Raw genomic sequence first — 22,615 nt, forward strand, 5'->3', positions numbered from 1 at the left:
GGAGACCCCATGACTGTTCACGGCATCGCGTATCTCGACCTCTACACACAGGACCGGGCGTCCACGACCGACTACTTCGCCGGCCTGGGCTTCACGCCGATCGCGGAGTCCCAGGGCGACGATCGCAGCTCCACCCTGCTCCGGCAGGGCGACCTGCGGCTCGCCGTGACGTCGGGACCGGCGGTGCGGGACTTCCTGGACAAGCACGGGGACGGTGTCGCGGACATAGCCCTGACCTGTGACGACGTCTCGGCGGCCGTGGGGCGCGCGGTGGCGGCCGGTGCGGCCGACCTCGGTTCCCCCTACAGCGCGCCCGTCGTGTCGGGGTTCGGGGACGTACGGCACACCCTGCTGCCCGTGGCCGAGGGCGACCCCGGCCGGACTCCGCCCACCGGCCGCTGGATGCCGGTCGCGGCCTCCGTCCCGCGGCCGCCGCAGACCGTCCGGCTGCTGGACCACATCGCGGTCTGCGTCGAGGGCGGCCGACTCGGCGAGTACGCCGACTTCTACCGGGACGCCTTCGCCTTCACGCACTACTCGGCCGAGTACGTGGCGCTCGGCGGGCAGGCCATGGACTCCGTCGTGGTGCGCAGCGCGTCGGAGAACGTCACCTTCACCCTGGTCGCACCCGACCCCGGCAAGGAGGCCGGCCAGCTCGAAGCCTTCCTGGAGCGCAACGGGGGGCCCGGAGTGCAGCATCTGGCGTTCCTCGTCGACGACATCGTCTCCGCGGTGCGCCGGTTCCGGGAGGACGGGGGCGTGGAGTTCCTGAGCACGCCGGACAGCTACTACGACATGCTCAGCGACCGGCTGCCCGACCTGGCGGACCGGATCGAGGACCTACAGGACGCGCAGGTGCTGGCCGACAGCGACGAGTGGGGGCATCTGATGCAGTTGTTCACCAAGTCACCGTACGAACGCAACACCCTCTTCTTCGAGCTGATTCAGCGTCAGGGCTCGCGAGGGTTCGGCAGCGCGAACATCCGGGCCCTGTACGAGGCCGTCGAGCGCGACCGGCTCGCCGCCTCGTGACCGCCTCTGCCGGTCGCGCCACAGCCGTGAACATGTTCACCCTGACCGACTACGCCGGACAGGCCCGCACGATGCTGCCGGGGAGTGTCTGGGACTTCATCGAGGGCGGCGCCGGCGAGGAACGGACGCTCGCCGCCAACCGGGCGGCCTTCGACCGGGTACGGCTGTTCCCGCGAGCGCTGTCCGGCACGGACCGGCCCTCCCTCGCGACCACGGTCCTCGGCCGCACCTGGCGGACCCCCTTTGCCGTCGCCCCCATGGCCTACCACCGGCTGGCCCACCCGGCCGGCGAGGTCGCGACCGCGCAGGCCGCCGGGGCCGCCGGAGTGCCCCTGGTGGTGAGCACGTTCGCGAGCCGCACCTTCGAGGACATCAAGGCGGCGGCCGGCGGCCCGCTGTGGCTCCAGGTGTACTGCTTCCAGGACCGCTCCCTGACGCGGGACCTCGTCGCACGCGCCGAGAGCGCCGGCTTCGAAGCCCTGGTCCTGACCGTCGACGCCCCCATCCTGGGCAGCCGTCACCGGGACCTGCGCAACCGTTTCCGGCTCCCCGAGGACATCGGGCCCGTCAACCTTCCCGACGGCGAGTTCTCCTCGCCCGGCGACCACGCGCGCGCCGAGTTCGCCCCCGCTCTCGACTGGTCGGTCGTCGAGTGGCTGCGGGGCGTCAGCGCGCTGCCGGTGCTGGTCAAGGGGGTGCTCACCGCGTCCGACGCCCGGCTGGCGCTGGCCGCGGGGGCCACCGGCGTCGTGGTGTCCAACCACGGCGGACGGCAGCTGGACGGCGCCCCGGCCACGCTGGACGTGCTGCCCGAGATCGCGGCGGCGGTCGCGGGCGCCTGCCCGGTGCTCCTGGACAGCGGCGTGCGCCGCGGGTCCGACATCCTGGCGGCTCTGGCGTCCGGTGCCGACGGGGTGCTGGTGGGGCGGCCCGTCCTGCACGGCCTGACCGTGGCGCGCGAGGTCGGCGCCCAGCATGTGCTGGACATCCTGGCGAGTGAGCTGGCGGAAGCGATGATCCTCACCGGCACGTCCTCGACCGGCGAGGTGGCTCCGGCCCTGCTCGGCCCGCAGAGCGAGGTGGCTCCGGCCCTGCTCGGCCCGCGTGCCCCTGCCACGCCACCCCATATGTCCGGCTCCACCGCCTCGGACCCCGCGCTTCCCGGCCCGCGCGCCAACTCCGTCCCGCCCCCGCCCGCTCCGCAATCCGCTCACGACCTGCGGAAGGCGGATCTGCACGGCAGTCTGCGGGACCCGCTGCTCGACACGATGACCTTCCTCAACGAGATCACCGACCGCTACCCCGCGGCGGTCTCGTTCGCTCCGGGCCGTCCCTACGACGGCTTCTTCGACACCGAGGACGTCTTCAAGAGCCTGCGCCGCTACCTCGACCACCTGGAGGCCGGCGGTGCCTCGCCCGGCCAGGTGCGCTCCGCTCTCTTCCAGTACGGCCCCACGGCCGGCCAGATCCGCGAGGTAATCGCCGACTGGCTGCGCGAACACGAGGGCATCGACATCCCGGCGGAGTCCGTCGTCGTGACGGTCGGCTGCCAGGAGGCGATCCTCCTGGCGATCCGCGCCCTCATCTCGGCTCCCGAGGACGTCCTGCTCGTCTCCAGTCCCTGCTACGTCGGCGCCACCGGCGCGGCACGGCTGCTCGACGCCGAGGTGACCGCGGTCCCCGAGGGCCCGGAGGGACTGCGCTGCGCCGACCTGAGGGCGGTCGTCCGACGGGAGCGGGCGCGTGGACGCCGGCCCCGCGCCTTCTACCTGGTCCCCGACCACGCCAACCCGTCCGGGGCGACGCTGCCCCTCGCCACGCGACGGGAACTGCTCGACCTGGCGGCCCAAGAGGACATCCTCCTCCTGGAGGACAGCCCCTACCGGCTGGTGAGCCCTGGCGAGCGGCTGCCGACTCTCAAGTCCCTCGACCGCGACCGGCGGGTCGTGCACCTGGGCTCGCTGGCCAAGACTCTCTTTCCGGGTGCCCGAGTCGGCTTCGCCGTCGCGGACCAGACCGTCGTGGACGAGACGACGGGTGCGCGCGTGCTGCTGGCGGACGAACTCGCCAAGCTCAAGAGCATGGTGACGGTGAACACGTCACCGGTGACGCAGGCCGTCGTCGCGGGCATGCTGCTCGCCGAGGGCGGCCGTGCCACGGAGCACGGCGTAGAGGCGGCGGCCCGTTACGGCGACGCGATGCGGACCGTGCTGGAGCAGCTCGACGCGGCCTTCCCCTTGCCGGAGCGGACCGCGCTGGGTGTCAGCTGGAACAGGCCCTCGGGCGGTTTCTTCCTGACCGTGACGGTGCCCTTCGCAGCCGACGAAGCGGCTTTGGCCCGCTCCGCGGAGAAGTTCGGTGTCATCTGGACGCCTATGTCCTATTTCTATCCGGACGGCGGCGGGGAGAATGCGCTGCGGCTTTCGGTGAGTTACCTCTCGCCGCCGGACATTGTCGAAGGGGTCGCCCGTCTCGCGCGATTCATCACGTCGTGCCGCGCCGTTCCGGCCGTTTCGGAAATCTGAGGGCAACCGCATGGAACACGACATCAGTTCACTCGTAGAAGGCGCGACCTACAAAACCGGCAACCCTTTCGAGGTCTGGCTGTGGATGCGCGAGAACGCCCCGTCGTCCACCACGATGCCGGACAGTTCGGCGCGATCTGGTCTCTGACGCGGTTCGCCGACATCAAGGCCGTTCTCCGCGACGCGGACACGTTCACCTCGTCGTCCGGGATCCTGCTCCGGCCGGTGGCGCAAGGCGGCGATCCGGGCGGCGACAAGACCCTCGCGCTGTCCGACGACGCAGCGGCACACCACCCTGCGTTCCGCGGTCGCCGGCTGGTTCGCTCCTCGCAATCTCCGGTTGCTGACGGAGTCGATGGAGGCCGCCGCACGCGGCATCGTGTCCGACGCCGTATCGAATTCCCGTGTCGACTTCGTCACCGAGGTCGCGGCGAGACTTCCGCTGGAAGTGGTGTGGACCTTCTTCGACATCCCCGCGAACGACCGGGCCGCGGTCACCGGTTGGTCGATGGACGCCTTCTGCGCGACGACCGCGGTCGAGCGCACTATCGCGCACCTGGAGATCCTCGAATACTGCAGTTCCCTCGCGAAGAAGCGCCGGGAGCAACCGGGCGACGACCTGGTGAGTGTGCTGGCCGGAATCGAGTTCGAGGGACGGCTCCTCCCGATGGAAGAGGTGGTGCTGAACTGCGACAACCTGTTGGTCGGCGGCACGAGAACGTCCGCCTCGCGCTGGCCGGCGGCATTCACTCCCTGATCGACCACCCGGACCAGTGGGCCCTGCTCCGGGACGATTTCAGCCGGGTGATTCCCACCGCCGTGGACGAGATCCTGAGGTGGACGGCCAGCGCCACGCACCTGGTGCGGACCGCGCGCCAGGACACGGTGATCGGCGGGCAGCGGATCCGCCGCGGTGACCGTGTGGTGCTGTGGCTGCCCTCGGCCAACCGGGATCCGGACGAGTTCACCGACGCGGACAGGTTCGACCTGACCAGGACGCCGAACCGGCACCTCTCGCTCGGCAGCGGGCCCCATCACTGCATCGGCGTCCAGCTCGCCAAGCTGGAGATCCGGGCCGTGCTCCAGGAGCTGACCGGCCAGGTGCACCGGATCGTCCAGTACGAGCAGGCCGAACGCCTGGACTCCATCGTCGTCAATGGATTCCGTACGCTGCCGGTCCAGTTGGAGCCGCGCGCGTCGGTGCGTGTCCTGGAGTGAGCGTTCCTTGGGATGTGAAAGGGCAGGACGGCGATCCCGGTGTACGCGTGATCCGCACAGAGGCAAGGTGAGTTGATGTCCCGGCGCACCTCGGGACCCCAGCCGGGGCTGTGGCGGAACGCGGACTTCCGCAACCTCTGGTTCGGGCTGACGGCGTCGCTCTTCGGCGCCAAGATCACCGCGATCGCCGTGCCTCTGATCGCGAGCCGCACGCTGCACGCCACACCGCTGGAGATGGGCTCGCTCGTGGCGATGGAGTACCTGCCCTACCTGGTCATCAGCCTGGCCGCCGGCGTCTGGCTCGACCGCCGGTCAGAGCTGCCCCTGCTGATCGCGAGTGACATCGCCCGCGCCGGTCTGCTCATGGCCGTTCCGGTGGTCTGGTTCCTCGACGTCCTGTCGGTCCCCCTGCTCCTCGCCGTGGCGCTCCTCATCGGGTGCTGCACCGTCGTCTCGGACATCGGCAGTACGTCGTACCTGCCCTCGCTCGTCGGCCGCGACCAACTGATCGAGGGCAACAGCAAGCTGGAGCTGAGCAGTTCCGCCTCCAACATCGGCGGCAACGCGCTGGGCGGAGTGGTGCTCCAACTGGTCTCAGCGCCCCTGACGCTGATGTTCAACTCGGCGGCGTACCTGCTGTCCGCCGCGTTCACCTTCCGCATCCGGCACCGGGAGCCGGAGCGGCAGGTTCACGACCGGCGGCCGGGCATGTTCCAGGAGGTACGCGAGGGCGTCCAGGCGGTCTTCGGGCACCCCACCATCCGCAGGATCGTCCTGGCCACCATGATCTTCAACTTCTTCACCTTCGTCATCGAGCCGGTCCTGCTGCTCTTCCTCACCCGGACCCTGGACCTGCCGGCCTTCTCCATCGGCCTGGTCTTCTCCGCGTCCGGTGCCGGGGCCCTCACCGGGGCGCTGATCGCCGGACGGGTGAGCCGCCGCCTCGGCCTGGGCCGCACGCTCGTCGGCTCGCTGCTCTCGGCAGGTGTGGCCGCGCTGCTGATCCCCGCCACTGCCCTGGTTCCCTCCTGGTCCGCCCCCTTCATCATCGTCATCGTGTACTTCGTCAACTCCGTGATAGTGATCGTCTACAACGTCAACCAGCGCAGTCTGCGCGCCGCCCTGACTCCCGACCGGCTCCAGGGCCGGATGAACGCGTCGATCCGCATGGTGGTCATGGGCGTGGCACCCGCCGGAGCCTTCCTCGGCGGCGCACTCGGCAACTGGCTCGGCACCCTGCCGGTCCTCGTCCTCGGCGCCGCCGGAATCATGCTGGCCAGTTGCTCCCTGCTCCTCTCCCACGTCCGGACGGTCGCCGCGCTCCCGGTCCTGGCGGACGCCGCCTCCTCGACCGCGCCCCCGGTGAGAGGCCGCCGGACCGGAGAGGCCCATGAAGAGCGGGGTACGCCTGGGTCACGGGTCGGCCACGGACCGTTCGAAAGGGTGGATTCCGGGTGATCGTCGAGCCATGCCCGAACGTGCCGACGGAAACAGTGCTCTCACCGGAGGTTGTCTCCTGTTCCTCATACTGGTGGCGGACGTCGCGGCCGCGCTGCTGGCCGCCATCGTGATCGCCGCTCGGAGACTGGGCCGGACGAACGCCTACTCCGGCACGCCGTCCCCGGACTGGACGCCGGTGCTGGGCTTCGGCGCCCTGACCCTGGCACTCGGCGTGACGGCCGTCGTGCTGCTGCGGATCGGGCACGGCGGCATCGGGGCGCTGCAACTGACGCTCTGCGGTTTCCTGGCGGTCCACACACTGGAGTACTGGCCCTGAGCTTCCGCGTCTCCCTGGTGCCCCTCTTCGACAAGGTGGTCATGGCGGCCTGATCGGACACACTGGTTCGGTGCAGCATGCCGAAGAACAGCCGTTGTCCGGCGGCAACGTCAGCGACGGTGTCGTTCGAGTCGAAGACACCGTCCGCCGTCCAGCCGGACTGTGGACTCCCGCAGTGCATGCCCTGCTCACCCACCTGCACGAGGTGGGATTCCATGCGGCACCCCGTCCTTTGGGCATCGACGACCAGGGCCGCGAGGCCCTGACCTTCGTGCCGGGGCATGTGGTCTGGCCCGACCGGTTCTCTCTGCTGGAACCCGCTCGGCAACTGGCCCGCGTGGCACGGCTGATCCGGGACTTCCACGATGCGGTGCAGGGCTTCACGGCCCCGCCCGACGCTCACTGGCAGGTGCTGATCCCCGCCGAGGGCTGCGACATCATCGCCCATCACGATCTGGCCCCGTGGAACCTGGTGGTCGCGGACGAGTCCCCGTGGGCCTTCATCGACTGGGACGCCGCCGGCCCCGGTTCCCGCCTGTGGGACGTCGCGTATGCCCTGCACGGTGTCGTGCCGTTGTCCGCGCATCCTGACTGGCAACGCCGCGACGCGGCAGCCCGACTGCGGGTCTTCGCCGACGCCTACGGCCTCGATGAAGCCGAACGCCGTCGGCTGGTCCCTCTGCTGGGGCGCCGGACACGTTCCATGCACGACTTCCTGCGCGACCAGGTCGCCCAGGGTGTCCAGCCCTGGGCGACTCTGTGGGCTTCAGGCCACGGCGACGCGTGGCAAAGCGACGCCGAGTACATCGAGCGACGCGAAGACCAGTGGGCGCACGCCCTGCTCGCCGGCTGAGGCGGCGTCAGCGATCATCGGGCTGGATTCTCGCCAAGACAGCCTCGGCGACTGCCGATACCTGATCACCGATGTAGAAGTGACCTCCGGGGAATCCCCTCAATTCGAAATCGCCAGCAGTGTGGTCCCGCCACGCCTCCAGATCATCACGTGTCAAATCTGTGTCCTGGTCACCGAAGAAGGTGAAAATGGGACAGGTGAGCGCGGAACCAGGCGCACAGGAATACGTCTCACTGGCTGTGAAGTCGCTTCGGATGGCCGGAAGGAAAAGGCTCAGTACGCTGTCGTCGGCAAGAACCTCGGAGTCCGTCCCGTTCAATCTCCTGATCTCCTTGAGCAAATCGATGTCGCTCAGGAGGTGAAACCGCTCTGCACGCGGTCGCGAAGGGGCACGGCGCGCGGAGACAAAGAGGGCGGATGGTGCATCACCTTGGGCTTCGAGACGCCTGGCGATCTCGAATGCGAGCGCCGCGCCCATACTGTGCCCGAACAACACCAGACGACGACCCCGCAGCGAAGAAATCGCGTCAACGATTTGATCGGCCAACGCCTCCAGACTGTTCACTGCGCTCTCATTGAGGCGTTCCCCGCGCCCTGGATACTGCACAGCACAGACCTCTACGGAGGAAGACAGGGCCGCAGACAGCGGAAAAAAGTAACTGGCCGATCCGCCCGCATGGGGAAGACAGAGCACACGGGTACGCGCTTCCGGCGCCGGATGGAAACGCCGTATCCACGCATCATGCTCCGGCTTGGCAGTCGACATGCCCGCTCATCTCCTTTTCGTCGACGATTTCCCTCAGCGAGCGACGGTGTCGTCCCAGACCCGGACGAGCTCTATGCGCGAGGTGACGCTCATCTTGAGAAAGACCTTCCGCAGGTGGAAGGCCACGGTGTGGCGAGAGAGGGAAAGCTGTGAGGCGACCTGGCTGTTGGTGAGTCCCTGAGCCACCAGTTCGGCGACCGCGGTCTCGGACCTGGTCAGGTTCTTGACCTCGCTGCTGGGGAGAGTCGGCCAACGAGAAGTGCGGCTCCTTACGCCGAGATTCCAGAGGCGGTTCTTGACGCGCAGGACGTCACGGAATGCGCCCACCGCGAGATAGGCGTCGCCGCTCCGTTCCAGAACCGGGGCGATGTCCTCCACGCCCTGTCGCCGGCGGTGCAGAAGTACAGCGATGTCCTCCAGAGCGGACGCCCGCGCCCACGGGTCCTTGTGCGTTTCGACAGCGCGCCACAAGTAATCCGGGTTCTGGGCATCCAGTCCCTTCGCATGCGAGGCCGCCGCGACCAGCGACCGGAACTGCGGGTTGTCCCTGCCCAGCCGCTGCGCCGCCTCCGCTCCCTGCCGAGCCAGCGCCTTCTGGTCGGTTTTCAGAGCCAACCGCACAAGCCATGCCGCGGCATCGGGCTGAGAGACGAGCACTCTTCGGCTGACCGGACCGAAGTCGACGAGTTCCTCGACGAGCGGCGCCGCGGCCGCGGCACCGTATTTCGCTTCCCGTACTTGCGCGGTCGCCCAGGCGATATAACCTACCCAGCCACAGGTTCGCCCCATGAGCGCGTCATCGGTGAGTTCCTTGACGTACGACGACGTGGCCTTCAGATCACCGTTGCGCAGACTGATCAAGGTGAGCAGGAAATGCGCAAAAGTCGACGACGGGCAGGGCTGCTTGATGCGCTCCAGCATCCTTCTGCTCAGCACGGCCGCGACGTCAGTTTCCCCGCTCGCGTAGGCGAGCAGGGACCGTGCTGCCATAATTTGCACCAGGCCGCTCTCCTGGTCATGCGGGCTGCGCAAAACCTGGCCGTACAGAATTTTCCACGCCCGGTCCAACTCCCGAATGTCCGCGAAACCAAAGGCAAGCAATATCTTGAGGTTCACTTCACAGTTGCATGCGGGGCTTCTTGACGCTCCCCCGAGGGAGTTGGTCAGCATATCGAAGCCGCGTCCAGGTCGCCCTTCCGTCCATTCGAAAGTAGCTTGCTTAATGCGTTGATAAAGATCACAACCGCTACCGGCCGAACCACCAGAGAGGCATCGGAAAGGAACCGAGGCGAGATCACTCAAAGAAGTAAAAAGCATGCCGACTCGTCCTGACTTTTGAAGAGGGGAGGAAGCAGCCAGAGGCCACCGAAGGCGTGATGTCGATTGCCGGTCGGCACAGCAGGGTGGCATCTCCAAAAGGAGACAAGCAGGGACACGGCGTCTCCGTTCGTGCAGGTGGGGGGATAACGGAGCCTTGTCGGCAAATCTTGGATCTTGAAGTTTCTAACACACCTCTTCTCAGATTCCTATGATCCGCATCACGGCACATATATGGGCATTTAGCTTGACATCCAAGAAGCCGTTGTCCTGACAAAGGGGACCCGCTGGTGGATTCGGTTCCGGTACGGGGCTGCGGGCTGCGTCGGTGTGAGAACGTGATGGCCAACCGGACCGCAGCTCGAAGAGCTGCGGTTTCTTCATGATCGAGGTGTTATTGCCGGAGGATTCGGGCAGAGGTGGTCGATGGCGTCGGTGATCGCGTTGATGGAGCAGCGGGAGGCGCGGGCCCGGGAGGTGTAGGAGGAGGCGGAGTCACGGCTGCGGGAGGCCGAAGCGGTGGCGGTTCAGGCCCGGCAGCGGTGGGAGTTCGCGTGGATCGGGCGGGAGGAACTCCTGGACGAGCTCGCCGCGGCCGGGGCCGCGGCGGTGGCACCGGCCGGGGTGGTGCGGCCGGTGGCCGGTCAGCCCGGTGCAACCGGCGGATCTCTGCCCAGTCCTCCACAAGGATCACCTCTTCCTCCTGACCTTGATCAACAAGGTCAGGATCAGACGAAGATCACCAAGAAGGTCAGATTTGATACCCCGTCAGAGGGTCAGCGTTCGGCCGTCGGCGGGAGATGCTCCTCCGCTGACTTCGGAGCAGGTCGATCGCATCGTCGCGACCCTCCGGCTGAGCGACGGCGACGACACGCAGCTGCAGCACATCGCCTAGTGTGATGCGCCGGAAATTTCGACTGTAAGTCCGTATGCTGTTTCCATGTCGCATCGAGGTCCGCGGGCTGTCGAGATCGTGCTCTCCGAGGACGAGCGCATCGAGTTGTCACACCGGGCGGCAGGCGGGACAGGAGCCCGTCTGGCCGAGCGTGCGCAGATCGTTCTGGCCTGTGCGGACGGTGCGTCAAGTAGCCAGGTGGCCGCTGACTTGGGCGTGAATGTGGCGACGGTGCGCAAGTGGCGCTCCCGGTTCGCGGCTGACCGGCTGGCGGGCCTGGCGGACGATCCGCGGCCGGGCCGGCGCAAGGGAGAGTTGGTCTTGACCGAGGCCGAGCGCGCGCAGTTGACGCGCTGGGCCAGGCGGGCGAAGACCGCGCAGTTTCTCGCGCTGCGCGCCAAGATCGTGCTGCGCTGCGCCGAGGGCGGGACGAACAAGCAGGTCGCCGCCGAACTCGGCATCGCGCCGGGAACGGTCAACCGCTGGCGGGCGAGGTTCATCGCCAAGCGTCTGTACGGTCTGCAGGATGAGCCGCGGCCGGGCCGGCCGCCCTCGATCCTGCTCGACCAGGTCGAGGACGTGGTCATCGCGACCCTGGAGTCCGCCCCGGGCAAGGACACCCACTGGTCGCGCGCGGCAATGGCCAACCGCACCGGGCTGTCGAAGTCCACCATCGGCCGGATCTGGAAGAAGTTCGACCTCAAGCCGCACCTGCAGGATTCTTTCAAGCTCTCCACCGACCCGCTGTTCGTGGAGAAGGTCGTCGACGTCGTCGGGCTGTACCACAACCCGCCCGAGAAGGCGGTGGTGCTCTGCGTGGACGAAAAGAGTCAGATCCAGGCACTGGACCGCTCCCAGCCGATGACGCCGGGGATGCCCGAGCGGCGCACCCACGACTACCTGAGGCACGGCATCACGAGTCTGTTCGCCGCGTTCAACATCGCCGACGGCACCGTCATCGGCGAACTCCACCGCCGCCACCGGGCCGTGGAGTTCAAGAAGTTCCTGACCTCGATGGACAAGGCCGTGCCACGCGAGCTCGACGTGCACCTGGTGTGCGACAACTACGCCACCCACAACACCCCTGAGATCAAGGCGTGGTTGGGCAAGCACCCCCGCTTCCACGTCCACTTCACCCCGACCGGCTCCTCCTGGATCAACCAGGTCGAGCGGTGGTTCGGCCTGCTGACCGACAAGCTCATCCGCCGAGGCGTCCACACCTCCGTGAGAGCCCTCGAGAGCGACATCAAGGCATGGATCGACACCTGGAACGACAACCCACGGCCGTTCACCTGGACAAAGACCGCTGACGAGATCCTCAAATCCCTGGCCGACTACCTCACCAAGATCAACCCACCGACCACCGAAAACCAGCAAGACACTTAAGCGCGAAATTTCTGGCGCAGCACACTAGCGGCGGTCGTTCGCCACAAGCTCGCAAGGACAGAAGAACCCCGCACCTGCTACCAGGTGCGGGGTTCTTCTTCGTCGTAGGATGCGCAGCTCCGCTCCGGGAACAGATCGCCTGCGACCATGCTCGCAGGCGCGTCTTCCGCCCCGTCGCGCGCGAGCGCCCTGCCCCAGCGCGCGAGATGCAGGGGCAGGGCGCTCGTTCACGTCAGGTCAAGAACCGGCAAGTTGGCGCAGCACGTAGTGCATGATGCCGCCGTTGCGGTAGTAGTCGGCCTCACCGGGGGTGTCGATGCGGACGACCGCGTCGAACTCGACGCCCGTGTCGGTGGTGACCTTGACCGTGCTCGGGGTGGTGCCGCTGTTCAGCTCGGTCACGCCCGTGATGGAGAAGGTCTCCTCGCCGGTCAGGCCGAGCGAGTCGGCCGACTGGCCCGCCGGGAACTGCAGCGGCAGGACGCCCATGCCGATGAGGTTCGAGCGGTGGATGCGCTCGTACGACTCGGTGATGACGGCCTTGACGCCGAGCAGCGCGGTGCCCTTCGCGGCCCAGTCGCGGGACGAGCCGGAGCCGTACTCCTTGCCGCCCAGGATGACCAGCGGGGTGCCGGCGGCCTGGTAGTTCTGCGACGCGTCGTAGATGAAGGAGACCGGGCCGCCCTCCTGCGTGAAGTCACGGGTGTAGCCGCCCTCGGTGCCCGGCGCGATCTGGTTGCGCAGGCGGATGTTGGCGAACGTACCGCGGATCATGACCTCGTGGTTGCCTCGGCGGGAGCCGTAGGAGTTGAAGTCACGACGCTCCACACCGTGCTCGGTGAGGTACTTGCCGGCGGGGGTGTCGGCCTTGATCGCGCCGGCCGGGGAGATGTGGTCGGTGGTGACCGAGTCGCCCAGCTTGGCCAGGACGCGCGCGCCCGTGATGTCGGAGACCGGGGTGGTCTCCATCGTCATGCCCTCGAAGTACGGGGGCTTGCGGACGTAGGTCGACTCGGCGTCCCACTCGAAGGTGTCGCCGGTCGGGATCGACAGCGCCTGCCACTGGGCGTCACCGGCGAACACGTCCTCGTACGACTTCGAGAACATGTCCTCGCCGATGGCGTTGGCGACGACGTCGTTGACCTCGGCCTCGGAGGGCCAGATGTCCTTCAGGAAGACCGGGTTGCCGTCCTGGTCGGTGCCGAGGGCGTCCTTGGTGATGTCCACCTTCATGGAGCCCGCGATGGCGTACGCGACGACCAGCGGCGGGGACGCCAGGTAGTTCATCTTGACGTCGGGGTTGATGCGGCCCTCGAAGTTCCGGTTGCCGGAGAGGACCGAGGTGACCGCGAGGTCGTGGTCGTTGACGGCCTTGGAGACCTCCTCCGGCAGCGGGCCGGAGTTGCCGATGCAGGTGGTGCAGCCGTAGCCGACGAGGTTGAAGCCGACCTTGTCCAGGTACGGCGTCAGACCCGCCTTGTCGAAGTAGTCGGTGACGACCTTCGAACCCGGGGCGAGGGTGGTCTTGACCCACGGCTTGCGGGTCAGACCCTTCTCCACGGCCTTCTTCGCGACGAGCGCGGCGGCGACCATGACGTACGGGTTGGAGGTGTTGGTGCAGGAGGTGATGGCCGCGACCGTCACCGCACCGTGGTCGATCTCGTACGTCGAGCCGTCGGGGGCGGTCACGGGGACCGGGTTGGACGGGGCGCCGTTCGGGGCGACGGCCGGAGAGTCGGAGGCCGGGAAGGACTCCTGGCCGGCCTCGTCCACGACGTCGACGTAGTTGCGGACGTCCAGCTTGAACTGCTCGGCGGCGTTGGCGAGGACGATGCGGTCCTGCGGACGCTTCGGGCCGGCGATGGAGGGAACGACCGTGGACAGGTCGAGCTCCAGCTTCTCGGAGAAGTCCGGCTCGGCCTTCGGGTCCAGCCAGAGGCCCTGCTCCTTGGCGTACGCCTCGACGAGCGCGAGCTGCTGCTCGGAGCGGCCGGTGAGCTTCAGGTACTTGATGGTCTCGTCGTCGATCGGGAAGATCGCGGCGGTCGAGCCGAACTCCGGCGACATGTTGCCGATGGTGGCGCGGTTCGCGAGGGAGGTGGCGGCCACGCCCTCGCCGTAGAACTCGACGAACTTGCCGACGACACCGTGCTTGCGGAGCATCTCGGTGATGGTCAGCACGAGGTCGGTGGCGGTGGTGCCGGCGGGCAGCTCGCCGGTGAGCTTGAAGCCGACGACGCGCGGGATGAGCATCGACACCGGCTGGCCGAGCATCGCGGCCTCGGCCTCGATGCCGCCGACGCCCCAGCCGAGGACGCCGAGGCCGTTGACCATGGTGGTGTGCGAGTCGGTGCCGACGAGGGTGTCGGGGTAGGCCTGGCCGCCTCGGACCATCACCGTGCGGGCCAGGTGCTCGATGTTCACCTGGTGGACGATGCCGGTGCCGGGCGGGACGACCTTGAAGTCGTCGAACGCGGTCTGGCCCCAGCGCAGGAACTGGTAGCGCTCCTTGTTGCGGCCGTACTCCAGGTCGACGTTCTGCTTGAAGGCGTCGGACGTGCCGAACTTGTCGGCGATGACGGAGTGGTCGATGACCATCTCGGCCGGCGAGAGCGGGTTGACCTTGGCCGGGTCGCCGCCGAGGGCCTTCACGGCCTCACGCATGGTCGCGAGGTCCACGACACAGGGCACGCCCGTGAAGTCCTGCATGATCACGCGGGCCGGCGTGAACTGGATCTCCTGCGACGGCTGGGCCTGGGAGTCCCAGCCGCCGAGGGCGCGGATGTGGTCGGCGGTGATGTTCGCGCCGTCCTCGGTGCGGAGGAGGTTCTCCAGCAGCACCTTCAGGCTGTAAGGGAGGCGCGCGGCGCCCTCGACCTTGTCCAGCCGGAAGATCTCGTACGACTCGTCGCCCACCTGCAGCGTGCTGCGGGCGTCGAAGCTGTTCGCCGACACGACAGTCTCCTTCATTGATGTGCGCGTACTCACCACGATCCTGCCGCCACGGCGTCTCGGCCGATCCGCTAAGGTAAGGCTAAGTTAGGTAACCCTTACCGGGGTGGCGGCTGCGGTGCACCTCGGGCAGATATCTCGATGTCGAGATAACTCTAGTACATGGGGCCGGGATGGTCATGCCCGACCTCCCTGTCGCGCGCGTCAGGGGCGTGTCGCCCGACCCCGCGCGATGCCTTCCATGACTGCCACACGCCCTCCAGGCCGGCATCGATGAGTACGCCCGGCGAGGGCGAATCCTCCAGATCGACTCCCGCCGGCCCGCCCCGCGCGACTCGGACTCACCTCGCGAGAGCCCTCAACCCCGCCGAAGAGAGGCCTTCCACACAGCCCTTTGCATGATCATGCGCAATCATGCATACTCTTCCTATGTCCAAGGTCCTCACCTCCCTCCCCACCGGCGAGCGCGTCGGCATCGCCTTCTCGGGCGGTCTCGACACCTCGGTCGCGGTCGCCTGGATGCGCGACAAGGGCGCCGTCCCGTGCACCTACACCGCTGACATCGGCCAGTACGACGAGCCCGACATCGCCTCGGTGCCCGGCCGCGCGAAGACCTACGGCGCCGAGGTCGCGCGCCTGGTCGACTGCCGGGCGGCGCTGGTCGAGGAGGGCCTGGCCGCGCTCACCTGCGGGGCGTTCCACATCCGCTCGGGCGGGCGGGCGTACTTCAACACCACGCCGCTCGGCCGTGCCGTCACCGGCACGCTGCTGGTGCGGGCGATGCTGGAGGACGACGTCCAGATCTGGGGCGACGGCTCGACCTTCAAGGGCAACGACATCGAGCGGTTCTACCGCTACGGCCTGCTGGCCAACCCGAACCTGCGGATCTACAAGCCCTGGCTGGACGCGGACTTCGTGACCGAGCTCGGCGGCCGCAAGGAGATGTCGGAGTGGCTGGTCGCCCACGACCTGCCCTACCGGGACTCGACGGAGAAGGCGTACTCCACCGACGCCAACATCTGGGGCGCCACCCACGAGGCCAAGACGCTGGAGCACCTGGACACCGGCGTCGAGACCGTCGAGCCGATCATGGGCGTGCGGTTCTGGGACCCCTCGGTCGAGATCGCCGCCGAGGACGTGACGATCGGCTTCGAGCAGGGCCGCCCGGTCACCATCAACGGCAAGGAGTTCGCCTCCCCCGTCGACCTGGTCATGGAGGCCAACGCCATCGGCGGCCGCCACGGCCTGGGCATGTCGGACCAGATCGAGAACCGGATCATCGAGGCCAAGAGCCGCGGTATCTACGAGGCGCCGGGCATGGCCCTGCTGCACGCCGCGTACGAGCGCCTGGTCAACGCGATCCACAACGAGGACACCCTCGCCCAGTACCACAACGAGGGCCGGCGCCTGGGTCGCCTCATGTACGAGGGCCGCTGGCTGGACCCGCAGGCGCTGATGATCCGTGAGTCGCTGCAGCGGTGGGTCGGCGCGGCCGTCACCGGCGAGGTCACCCTGCGCCTGCGGCGCGGCGAGGACTACTCGATCCTCGACACCACGGGCCCGGCGTTCAGCTACCACCCGGACAAGCTCTCGATGGAGCGCACCGAGGACTCGGCGTTCGGCCCGGTGGACCGGATCGGCCAGCTCACCATGCGCAACCTGGACATCGCCGACTCGCGCGCCAAGCTGGAGCAGTACGTCGGCCTCGGCCTGATCGGCACCGGCAGCCCCGCCGTCGGCGCCTCCCAGGCGGCCGCGACCGGGCTGATCGGCACCATGACGGAGATGCCCGAGGGCGGCGCCGAGGCCATCGCCTCCCGCGGCGAGGTCTCCGAACAGGACGCCCTGCTGGACCGTGCCGCTATGGAGTCGGGCACGGACTGACCGGCCCACGCCGAGCGGAGGCTCGGTGCCCTGAGGGGACGGACCACGGACCGGTGGGGCCGGCTCGACGCCGCGAGCGTCGAGCCGGCCTCGCCGGTTTTCTCCACTTTCTCCACCTGCTCATCTGCCGACAGCCCGCGGAGCTAGGCTCACCGGGTGACCAAGCGGGCGGAATTCTTCTGGGACGACTTCGCGTGGACGACGCGGGTGCCGCTGCCGCCGGGCACGTGGGCCGCCGACGGTGCGCCCGTCCCCGTGCACTACGCCCCCGAGGGCCGCGAGGACCATCCCCTGGACGACGTCGAAATCGCGTCGGTCGCCCGGGCCGTCGAGAACCTGCCCGCGCTGCTCACCGCGCTGCGGCCCGCACTGCGCGCCCACTACGAGGCACTTCGGCCGGAGGTCGAGGAAGCGCTCACCGAGGAGACGATCCAGGAGAAGCCGGACCCCGAAGCCCTCGTCGGCCTCAGCACGTTGTACGTCCACCCGGTCGCGAGAGACGGCATCCCCTACGTCGGCGTCGAGTTCGACTGCTCCTGGGACGAGGAGCACGGCCTGGGTGTACTCATGCACGGCACCCGCGTCGTCGACCTGGGCGGTGCCGACACCGCCCTGCTGCTGTGGATCGCCGAGCAGGACGCCGAGAACCCGCGGACCGGCCTGGACGAGGCCCTGATCGGGCACTGGAGCAGCACCCCTTTCGACTACGGCGTGATGGAGTGCTCCGAGTTCGAGCTCCGCGCCAACGGCCGGGGATGGAGCAGCCTGGCGAACGCGTTCGAGGAGTACGTCACAGAGCTGACGTGGCGCTGTCCGGAGCCGGGTGTGCTGGAGCTGCGGCCGGAGGGCGGGGAGGTGGCCAGGCACCGCTACGCCCTCGCTCCGGCCGTGCCCCTGCACTCGGCCGAACCGGTGACATCGGTCACCTTCCAGGAACCGGTGGCGTTCTGCCATCAGTTCGCCAAGTCGGGGTAACCGAGGAACACGTACCCCGACCTCGGAGGGAGGCGTCCATGCCCCTCACATTCCGCAAGAGTTTCCGGATCCTGCCCGGAGTGCGGCTGAACATCAACCGGCACTCCTGGTCCATCACCACCGGCGGTGGGCACGGCCCGCGGCGCACACACAGCAGCACGGGACGTCGTACGACATCGATGGATTTGCCCGGACCTTTCGGGTGGCGGCGTACCCGTGCCGCCAGGCGACGTTGACGGTCCGTCACCCGAACGGCCCCCCTGGGATGTGTCATCTCATATCTGAGATAACCTCAACCTCATGGCAGACGATTACCTCGTACGCATCGGCAAGCTCATCCGTGACGCCCGGCAACACCGAGGCTGGACACAGGCGCAGCTGGCCGAGGCGCTCGGCACCTCCCAGAGCGCCGTCAATCGCATCGAGCGCGGCAACCAGAACATCAGCCTTGAGATGATCGCCCGGATCGGTGAAGCCCTGGACAGCGAGATCGTGTCCCTGGGATACGCCGGCCCGATGCATCTGAGGGTCGTCGGCGGACGTCGGCTGTCCGGTTCCATCGACGTCAAGACCAGCAAGAACGCCTGCGTGGCACTGCTGTGCGCCTCCTTGCTCAACAAGGGGCGCACAGTGCTGCGCCGGGTCGCCCGCATCGAGGAGGTCTACCGTCTGCTGGAGGTGCTCAACTCCATCGGCGTGCGCACCCGTTGGATCAACGACGGCGTCGACCTGGAGATCGTGCCGCCGGCCGAGCTGAACATGGCGGCGATCGACGCCGAGGCCGCCGTACGCACGCGGTCCATCATCATGTTCCTCGGCCCACTGCTGCACCGTATGACCCACTTCAAGCTGCCGTACGCCGGCGGCTGCGACCTCGGTACGCGGACCATCGAGCCGCACATGATCGCGCTGCGCCGGTTCGGTCTGGACGTGGCGGCGACCGAGGGCCAGTACCACGCCATGGTCGACCGTGACGTACGCCCCGACCGCCCGATCGTGCTGACCGAGCGCGGCGACACCGTGACCGAGAACGCGCTGCTGGCCGCCGCGCGGCACGACGGCGTGACGGTCATCCGCAACGCGTCCTCCAACTACATGGTCCAGGACCTGTGTTTCTTCCTGGAAGCGCTCGGCGTCCGGGTCGAGGGCATCGGCACCACCACGCTCACCGTGCACGGCGTGCCGAACATCGACGTGGACGTGGACTACTCGCCGTCCGAGGACCCGGTCGAGGCGATGAGCCTGCTGGCCGCCGCCGTGGTCACCGAGTCGGAGCTGACGGTGTGCCGGGTGCCGATCGAGTTCCTGGAGATCGAGCTGGCGGTCCTGGAGGAGATGGGGCTCGACCACGACCGTACGCCCGAGTACTTCGCGGACAACGGCCGTACGCGGCTGGTGGACCTCACCGTCCGGCCCTCCAAGCTGGAGGCGCCGATCGACAAGATCCACCCGATGCCGTTCCCCGGCCTGAACATCGACAACGTCCCCTTCTTCGCGGCCATCGCGGCCGCGGCGCAGGGCAAGACGCTGATCCACGACTGGGTCTACGACAACCGCGCGATCTACCTGACCGACCTCAACCGCCTCGGCGGCAGGCTGCAGTTGCTGGACCCGCACCGCGTCCTGGTCGAGGGCCCCACCCGCTGGCGCGCCGCCGAGATGATGTGCCCGCCCGCGCTGCGGCCCGCCGTGGTCGTCCTGCTGGCGATGATGGCGGCGGAGGGCACGTCCGTGCTGCGCAACGTGTATGTCATCAACCGCGGTTACGAGGACCTCGCCGAGCGGCTGAACTCCATCGGGGCGCAGATCGAGATCTTCCGGGACATTTGACATGTGAATGCCGCCACACCCCGTCTGACCTGCTACTTAGCGGGCCAGGATGGGGTGCGGCGGCATCTCTGGGACTTCTCTGGGACTTTGGGCCTGCGGCGGGCTACGGGCCGCGCTCCACAGGCTCTGCCGACCGGCCGCGGCTACGCGAAGATCGCGTCGATGGCTGCGCTGCCTCGCGCACCGGCGCGGGGCAGGAAGTGGGAGTACTTCCGCAGCGTGAACCCGGGGTCGGAGTGCCCCAGCCAGCGTGCCAGGGAGACGATCGATTCGCCGGCCTCCAGTTCCTCGGAGGCGTAGAAGTGGCGCAGGGCGTGGAAGCCGTGCTCCCGGGATGGCTCCCACACGCGAACGCCGTTTGTGTTGCCCTCCCTCCAGCGGAGCGATCACGCCGGCCTCAGCCAGAGCGGGCTTCCACACGTAGGAGTTGAAGTAGTTCCGGTTGATGGCCTTCCGTTCGCGTCCTGTCACCAAGAGGCTGTAGGTACTCGGCCGCCGGTGTTTGGCTTCAACCGGCGTCTCGGCAGGAGTCGGGTCGTCCCAAGGCAGCGTGACCGGGATCGGCGCGAACTGCTCCGTGTTCTGCTGGATGGCCCGAGCCACGCTGGACGGCAGCGGCACGTCCCGTACCTTGCGGCCTTTGGGGAGGGCGAAACACAGCCTCGCCCGCACCATCTTGACCTGCCGCCGGACGTGGACGACTTCCTTGGCGACGTCGATGTCCTCCAGGGCAAGCCCGAGCGCCTCCCCCTGCCGGAGCCCAAGGCCCGCTCCGATCACAAGGAGGAGCTGGTAGCGGTCGGGCAGGGCCGCCCGTACCGCCAGCACCCGTTCGGGTGGCCACGCCTCGACCCTGCACAGACGATCCGCAACGCGGAACAGCGCTACGGACGGCGCACGGCGGTCGGGGCCGGCTCACTCGACAGGTCAGGAAGGGCGAGGGCAGCTTCGAGCCGGTCCCAAGGGATTTCATCCCGTGTCGGCCTACGAAGGCAGTGCGCGATGCGTTCGGCGAGGCGAGGAGCGCTCATTCCGGCGCACTCGGCCACCACGAAGATGTGCGCCGCGCTCTGGTCACCGTTCTTCAGCCACGCCGCGATGCACGCGTCACGCAGAGCGGAGATATTCCTGCCGAACGACGAGTCGGCCTCGTGCGCTTCCAGAACCGCCGCCCGCGCTTGCTGCCAGATCTTCCGGTAGACCGGGGCGGTCAGCGGTCACCCGTCGTCGAGAACGAATATCGCGTCATCGGGGCGGAGATCGCGCCGGGTGATCTCCGCCTTCAGGAGCGCCACCAACTCCCGGCAGGCGGGAACACGCCATTCGGCGCCCGCGCGCTCCGAATCCGTCTCGCGGCGCTCTTGCCCCTGAGGGTGGATCAGCAGCCAACCACTGCCGTCGTCCGCGAGTTCCACGTCTCGGACACGCAGCAGCAAGGCCTCCTTCGGCTGCAGCGCCGCGAGGGCGATGGACGCCAGGAAGGCCCGCAGTACGAGACCGTTCTGCGGCTGCTCGGCGGCCCAGTCCAGGATCGAAAGCACTGCCGATCGGTCAGATGAAACGTTTTGGCGCCAACAACTGCGGCCATGGGTGAGCTCCTTGGGGTGAGGCGTGGGGGGTAGGCACGGCAGTCCAGGCACCGCCTGTGAATCGCACGGCGACCGAACCTCTCCAATAGTCCGGAGGATCGCCGGTTTGGGTAACCGGCGATCCCGTGCTATTCCGCCGATCACGCAGACGATCTTCCGTGAGCTGCTCTAGGTTCACTTGCTTCGCCGCGCAATTCCAGTGAACCGCTCCGGGATCGGTGGAGGCTCTATGCGTTGACTCCAGCCGCCGGCTGGGGCTGGTGTTGAGCGTAGTAGTTGGTTTCGTGCTCGTGGGGGGGGATGTCTCCGGTCGCGGAGTGGAGGCGTTGGTTGTTGAACCAGTCGACCCATTGCGCGGTGGCGAGTTCGACGTCGGAGAGGCCATGCCAGGGTTTGCGGGCTTGATCAAGTCCGTCTTGTAGAGGCCGATCTGGGATTCCATGAGCGCGTTGTTCCAGGGCGTCGCCGACGGTGCCGATCGAGGCGTCGATGCCGGCGTCGAGGAGGTGCGCGGTGAACGCGAAAGACGTGTACTGGCTGCCCGCGTCTGAATGATGAACCAGTCCCGGTCCAGCGGGAGTTCCAGCGCGGTCGCGGCGCCACAAAGCCATGTCAAGCGCGTCGAGGACGAGCTTGGCCCGCTTGCTGGTGGCGGCGGACCAGCCCACGATCGCCCGGGAGAACACGTCCACGACGAACGCGGCATAGACGATCCCGGTCCAGGTGGCGATGTAGGTGAAGTCAGCCACCCACCGCTCGTTCGGACGCGACGCGGTGAAGTCGCGCCTGAGGCAGGTCAGCGGCCCTCTCATGGCCTTCGTCTCGGACGGTGGTGCGGATCTTCTTCCCGCGCCGGGCACCCTGAAGGCCCAGGTCGCGCATCAGCCGGGCGACGGTGCAGCGAGCCACGGGTATGCCTTCGCGGTGCAGCTGCCGCCAGACTTTTCGGACCCCGTAGACGCTGAAGTTGTCCGTGTGGACGCGGCTGATCTGCGTCTTCAGCTCCGCGTCACGGACCGCCCGGGCGCTGGGGGTGCGGTTCTTGGCGGCGTAGTAGGTGCTCGTTGCGATCTTCAGTCCGTGGCTGGTCAGGACCCGGCAGATCGGCTCGACTCCGAACATCTGGCGGTGTGCGTCGATGAACGCTACGAGCGTTTCGACGGCCGGTCGAGCTCGGCCGCGAAGAAAGCCGAGGCCGCTTTGAGGATCTCGTTCGCCCGTCGCAACTCTGCGACCTCGGCCCGCAACCGCTTGATCTCCGCGGCCTCGTCCGAGGTCACCCCGGGCCGCCGGCCGGTGTCCACTTCGGCCTTGCGGACCCAGGTCCGCACCGTCTCCGCGGCACCGATGCCCAGTTTCGCGGCGACCGCCTTCATCGCGGCCCACTCGGTCGGGTAGTTCGGGCGGACCTCCGCGACCATGCGCACCGCACGCTCACGAAGTTCGGGAGGGTAGAGGGACGGACGTGCCATGACTCGATCCTCTCAGGGAATCGAGCCTCCATCAGACCCGGAGCGGTTCAGGGATCTCAGATTCCGTGGCCGAATCTCACGACCGATGGCCACTTGGCTGCCGATTGGCCACGAATCAGAGACCGGCTGGTCAGCCTGTTGTTC

General features: G+C 68.0%; 18 protein-coding genes and 1 pseudogene. 12 read left to right on the top strand and 7 right to left on the bottom strand.

Features of this window, described 5'->3' with window-relative positions; translation table 11 throughout:
* Positions 1–9: 9 nt before the first annotated feature.
* Both hppD and QQM39_RS46115 read left to right on the top strand, forming a co-directional pair.
* Positions 10–1,032 carry a 4-hydroxyphenylpyruvate dioxygenase gene (gene hppD, locus QQM39_RS08785; RefSeq protein WP_301996137.1) on the top strand — a complete coding sequence of 341 codons (1,023 nt, stop codon included), beginning with the start codon at positions 10–12 and terminating at the stop codon, positions 1,030–1,032.
* Between the two features lie 32 nt (positions 1,033–1,064).
* Complete coding sequence (locus tag QQM39_RS46115; RefSeq protein ID WP_367668914.1) at positions 1,065–3,557, top strand: aminotransferase class I/II-fold pyridoxal phosphate-dependent enzyme; 2,493 nt, start codon at positions 1,065–1,067, stop codon at positions 3,555–3,557.
* 48 nt (positions 3,558–3,605) lie between these two features.
* Here QQM39_RS46115 and QQM39_RS08800 read toward each other — a convergent pair whose 3' ends face one another.
* Positions 3,606–3,890, bottom strand: coding sequence for a hypothetical protein (locus QQM39_RS08800; protein ID WP_301996138.1), 285 nt, complete (start codon positions 3,888–3,890; stop codon positions 3,606–3,608).
* 7 nt (positions 3,891–3,897) lie between these two features.
* Here QQM39_RS08800 and QQM39_RS08805 point away from each other — a divergent pair, with 7 nt between their 5' ends.
* The 5 genes from QQM39_RS08805 to QQM39_RS08825 all read left to right on the top strand — a co-directional run bounded on the left by QQM39_RS08805 (position 3,898) and on the right by QQM39_RS08825 (position 7,405).
* Positions 3,898–4,314: a hypothetical protein gene (locus QQM39_RS08805; RefSeq protein ID WP_301996139.1), complete on the top strand. Its 417-nt coding sequence runs from the start codon at positions 3,898–3,900 to the stop codon at positions 4,312–4,314.
* Between the two features lie 47 nt (positions 4,315–4,361).
* Positions 4,362–4,775 (top strand): cytochrome P450, encoded by a 414-nt coding sequence (locus QQM39_RS08810; protein ID WP_301996140.1) that lies wholly within the window; start codon positions 4,362–4,364, stop codon positions 4,773–4,775.
* A gap of 75 nt (positions 4,776–4,850) precedes the next feature.
* On the top strand, positions 4,851–6,233 hold the full coding sequence (locus tag QQM39_RS08815) for an MFS transporter (protein ID WP_301996141.1): 1,383 nt from the start codon (positions 4,851–4,853) through the stop codon (positions 6,231–6,233).
* A 10-nt stretch (positions 6,234–6,243) separates the two neighbouring features.
* Complete coding sequence (locus QQM39_RS08820; RefSeq protein ID WP_301996142.1) at positions 6,244–6,552, top strand: inner-membrane translocator; 309 nt, start codon at positions 6,244–6,246, stop codon at positions 6,550–6,552.
* 70 nt (positions 6,553–6,622) lie between these two features.
* Positions 6,623–7,405 carry a phosphotransferase enzyme family protein gene (locus tag QQM39_RS08825; RefSeq protein WP_301996143.1) on the top strand — a complete coding sequence of 261 codons (783 nt, stop codon included), beginning with the start codon at positions 6,623–6,625 and terminating at the stop codon, positions 7,403–7,405.
* 7 nt (positions 7,406–7,412) lie between these two features.
* Here QQM39_RS08825 and QQM39_RS08830 read toward each other — a convergent pair whose 3' ends face one another.
* Positions 7,413–8,171 (bottom strand): thioesterase II family protein, encoded by a 759-nt coding sequence (locus tag QQM39_RS08830; RefSeq protein WP_301996144.1) that lies wholly within the window; start codon positions 8,169–8,171, stop codon positions 7,413–7,415.
* Between the two features lie 33 nt (positions 8,172–8,204).
* A complete protein-coding gene (locus QQM39_RS08835; RefSeq protein WP_301996145.1) occupies positions 8,205–9,287 on the bottom strand; it encodes a helix-turn-helix transcriptional regulator in 1,083 nt (360 codons plus the stop codon).
* Between the two features lie 1,141 nt (positions 9,288–10,428).
* Between QQM39_RS08835 and QQM39_RS08840 the strand changes: the two genes are divergently transcribed.
* A complete protein-coding gene (locus QQM39_RS08840) occupies positions 10,429–11,769 on the top strand; it encodes an IS630 family transposase (protein ID WP_301996146.1) in 1,341 nt (446 codons plus the stop codon).
* Positions 11,770–12,006: 237 nt separating this feature from the next.
* On the opposite strand, the gene acnA is transcribed toward QQM39_RS08840, so the two are convergent.
* Positions 12,007–14,724, bottom strand: coding sequence for an aconitate hydratase AcnA (gene acnA / locus QQM39_RS08845; RefSeq protein WP_301996147.1), 2,718 nt, complete (start codon positions 14,722–14,724; stop codon positions 12,007–12,009).
* A 426-nt stretch (positions 14,725–15,150) separates the two neighbouring features.
* On the opposite strand from acnA, the gene argG reads away from it, so the two are divergent.
* From argG to QQM39_RS08865, 4 genes are all read left to right on the top strand, one after another.
* The gene (gene argG / locus QQM39_RS08850; RefSeq protein ID WP_302003523.1) at positions 15,151–16,605 is read left to right on the top strand and encodes an argininosuccinate synthase; all 1,455 of its coding nucleotides are present in this window, start codon (positions 15,151–15,153) and stop codon (positions 16,603–16,605) included.
* Positions 16,606–16,761: 156 nt separating this feature from the next.
* The gene (locus QQM39_RS08855) at positions 16,762–17,580 is read left to right on the top strand and encodes a hypothetical protein (RefSeq protein ID WP_301996148.1); all 819 of its coding nucleotides are present in this window, start codon (positions 16,762–16,764) and stop codon (positions 17,578–17,580) included.
* Positions 17,581–17,618: 38 nt separating this feature from the next.
* Complete coding sequence (locus QQM39_RS08860; RefSeq protein ID WP_078516502.1) at positions 17,619–17,816, top strand: DUF4236 domain-containing protein; 198 nt, start codon at positions 17,619–17,621, stop codon at positions 17,814–17,816.
* A 64-nt stretch (positions 17,817–17,880) separates the two neighbouring features.
* Complete coding sequence (locus QQM39_RS08865) at positions 17,881–19,410, top strand: UDP-N-acetylglucosamine 1-carboxyvinyltransferase (protein ID WP_301996149.1); 1,530 nt, start codon at positions 17,881–17,883, stop codon at positions 19,408–19,410.
* A 143-nt stretch (positions 19,411–19,553) separates the two neighbouring features.
* Here the strand turns inward: QQM39_RS08865 and QQM39_RS08870 are convergent, their stop codons facing one another.
* The 3 genes and pseudogenes from QQM39_RS08870 to QQM39_RS08880 all read right to left on the bottom strand — a co-directional run bounded on the left by QQM39_RS08870 (position 19,554) and on the right by QQM39_RS08880 (position 22,471).
* Complete coding sequence (locus QQM39_RS08870; protein WP_301996150.1) at positions 19,554–19,757, bottom strand: hypothetical protein; 204 nt, start codon at positions 19,755–19,757, stop codon at positions 19,554–19,556.
* 870 nt (positions 19,758–20,627) lie between these two features.
* Entirely contained in the window at positions 20,628–20,951 is a 324-nt protein-coding gene (locus tag QQM39_RS08875) for a hypothetical protein (protein ID WP_301996151.1), read from the bottom strand.
* Between the two features lie 275 nt (positions 20,952–21,226).
* Positions 21,227–22,471: pseudogene (locus QQM39_RS08880) on the bottom strand (IS3 family transposase).
* Positions 22,472–22,615 lie beyond the last annotated feature (144 nt).

Origin of the sequence: Streptomyces sp. DT2A-34 (genome assembly GCF_030499515.1) — a bacterium.
GTDB lineage: Bacteria > Actinomycetota > Actinomycetes > Streptomycetales > Streptomycetaceae > Streptomyces.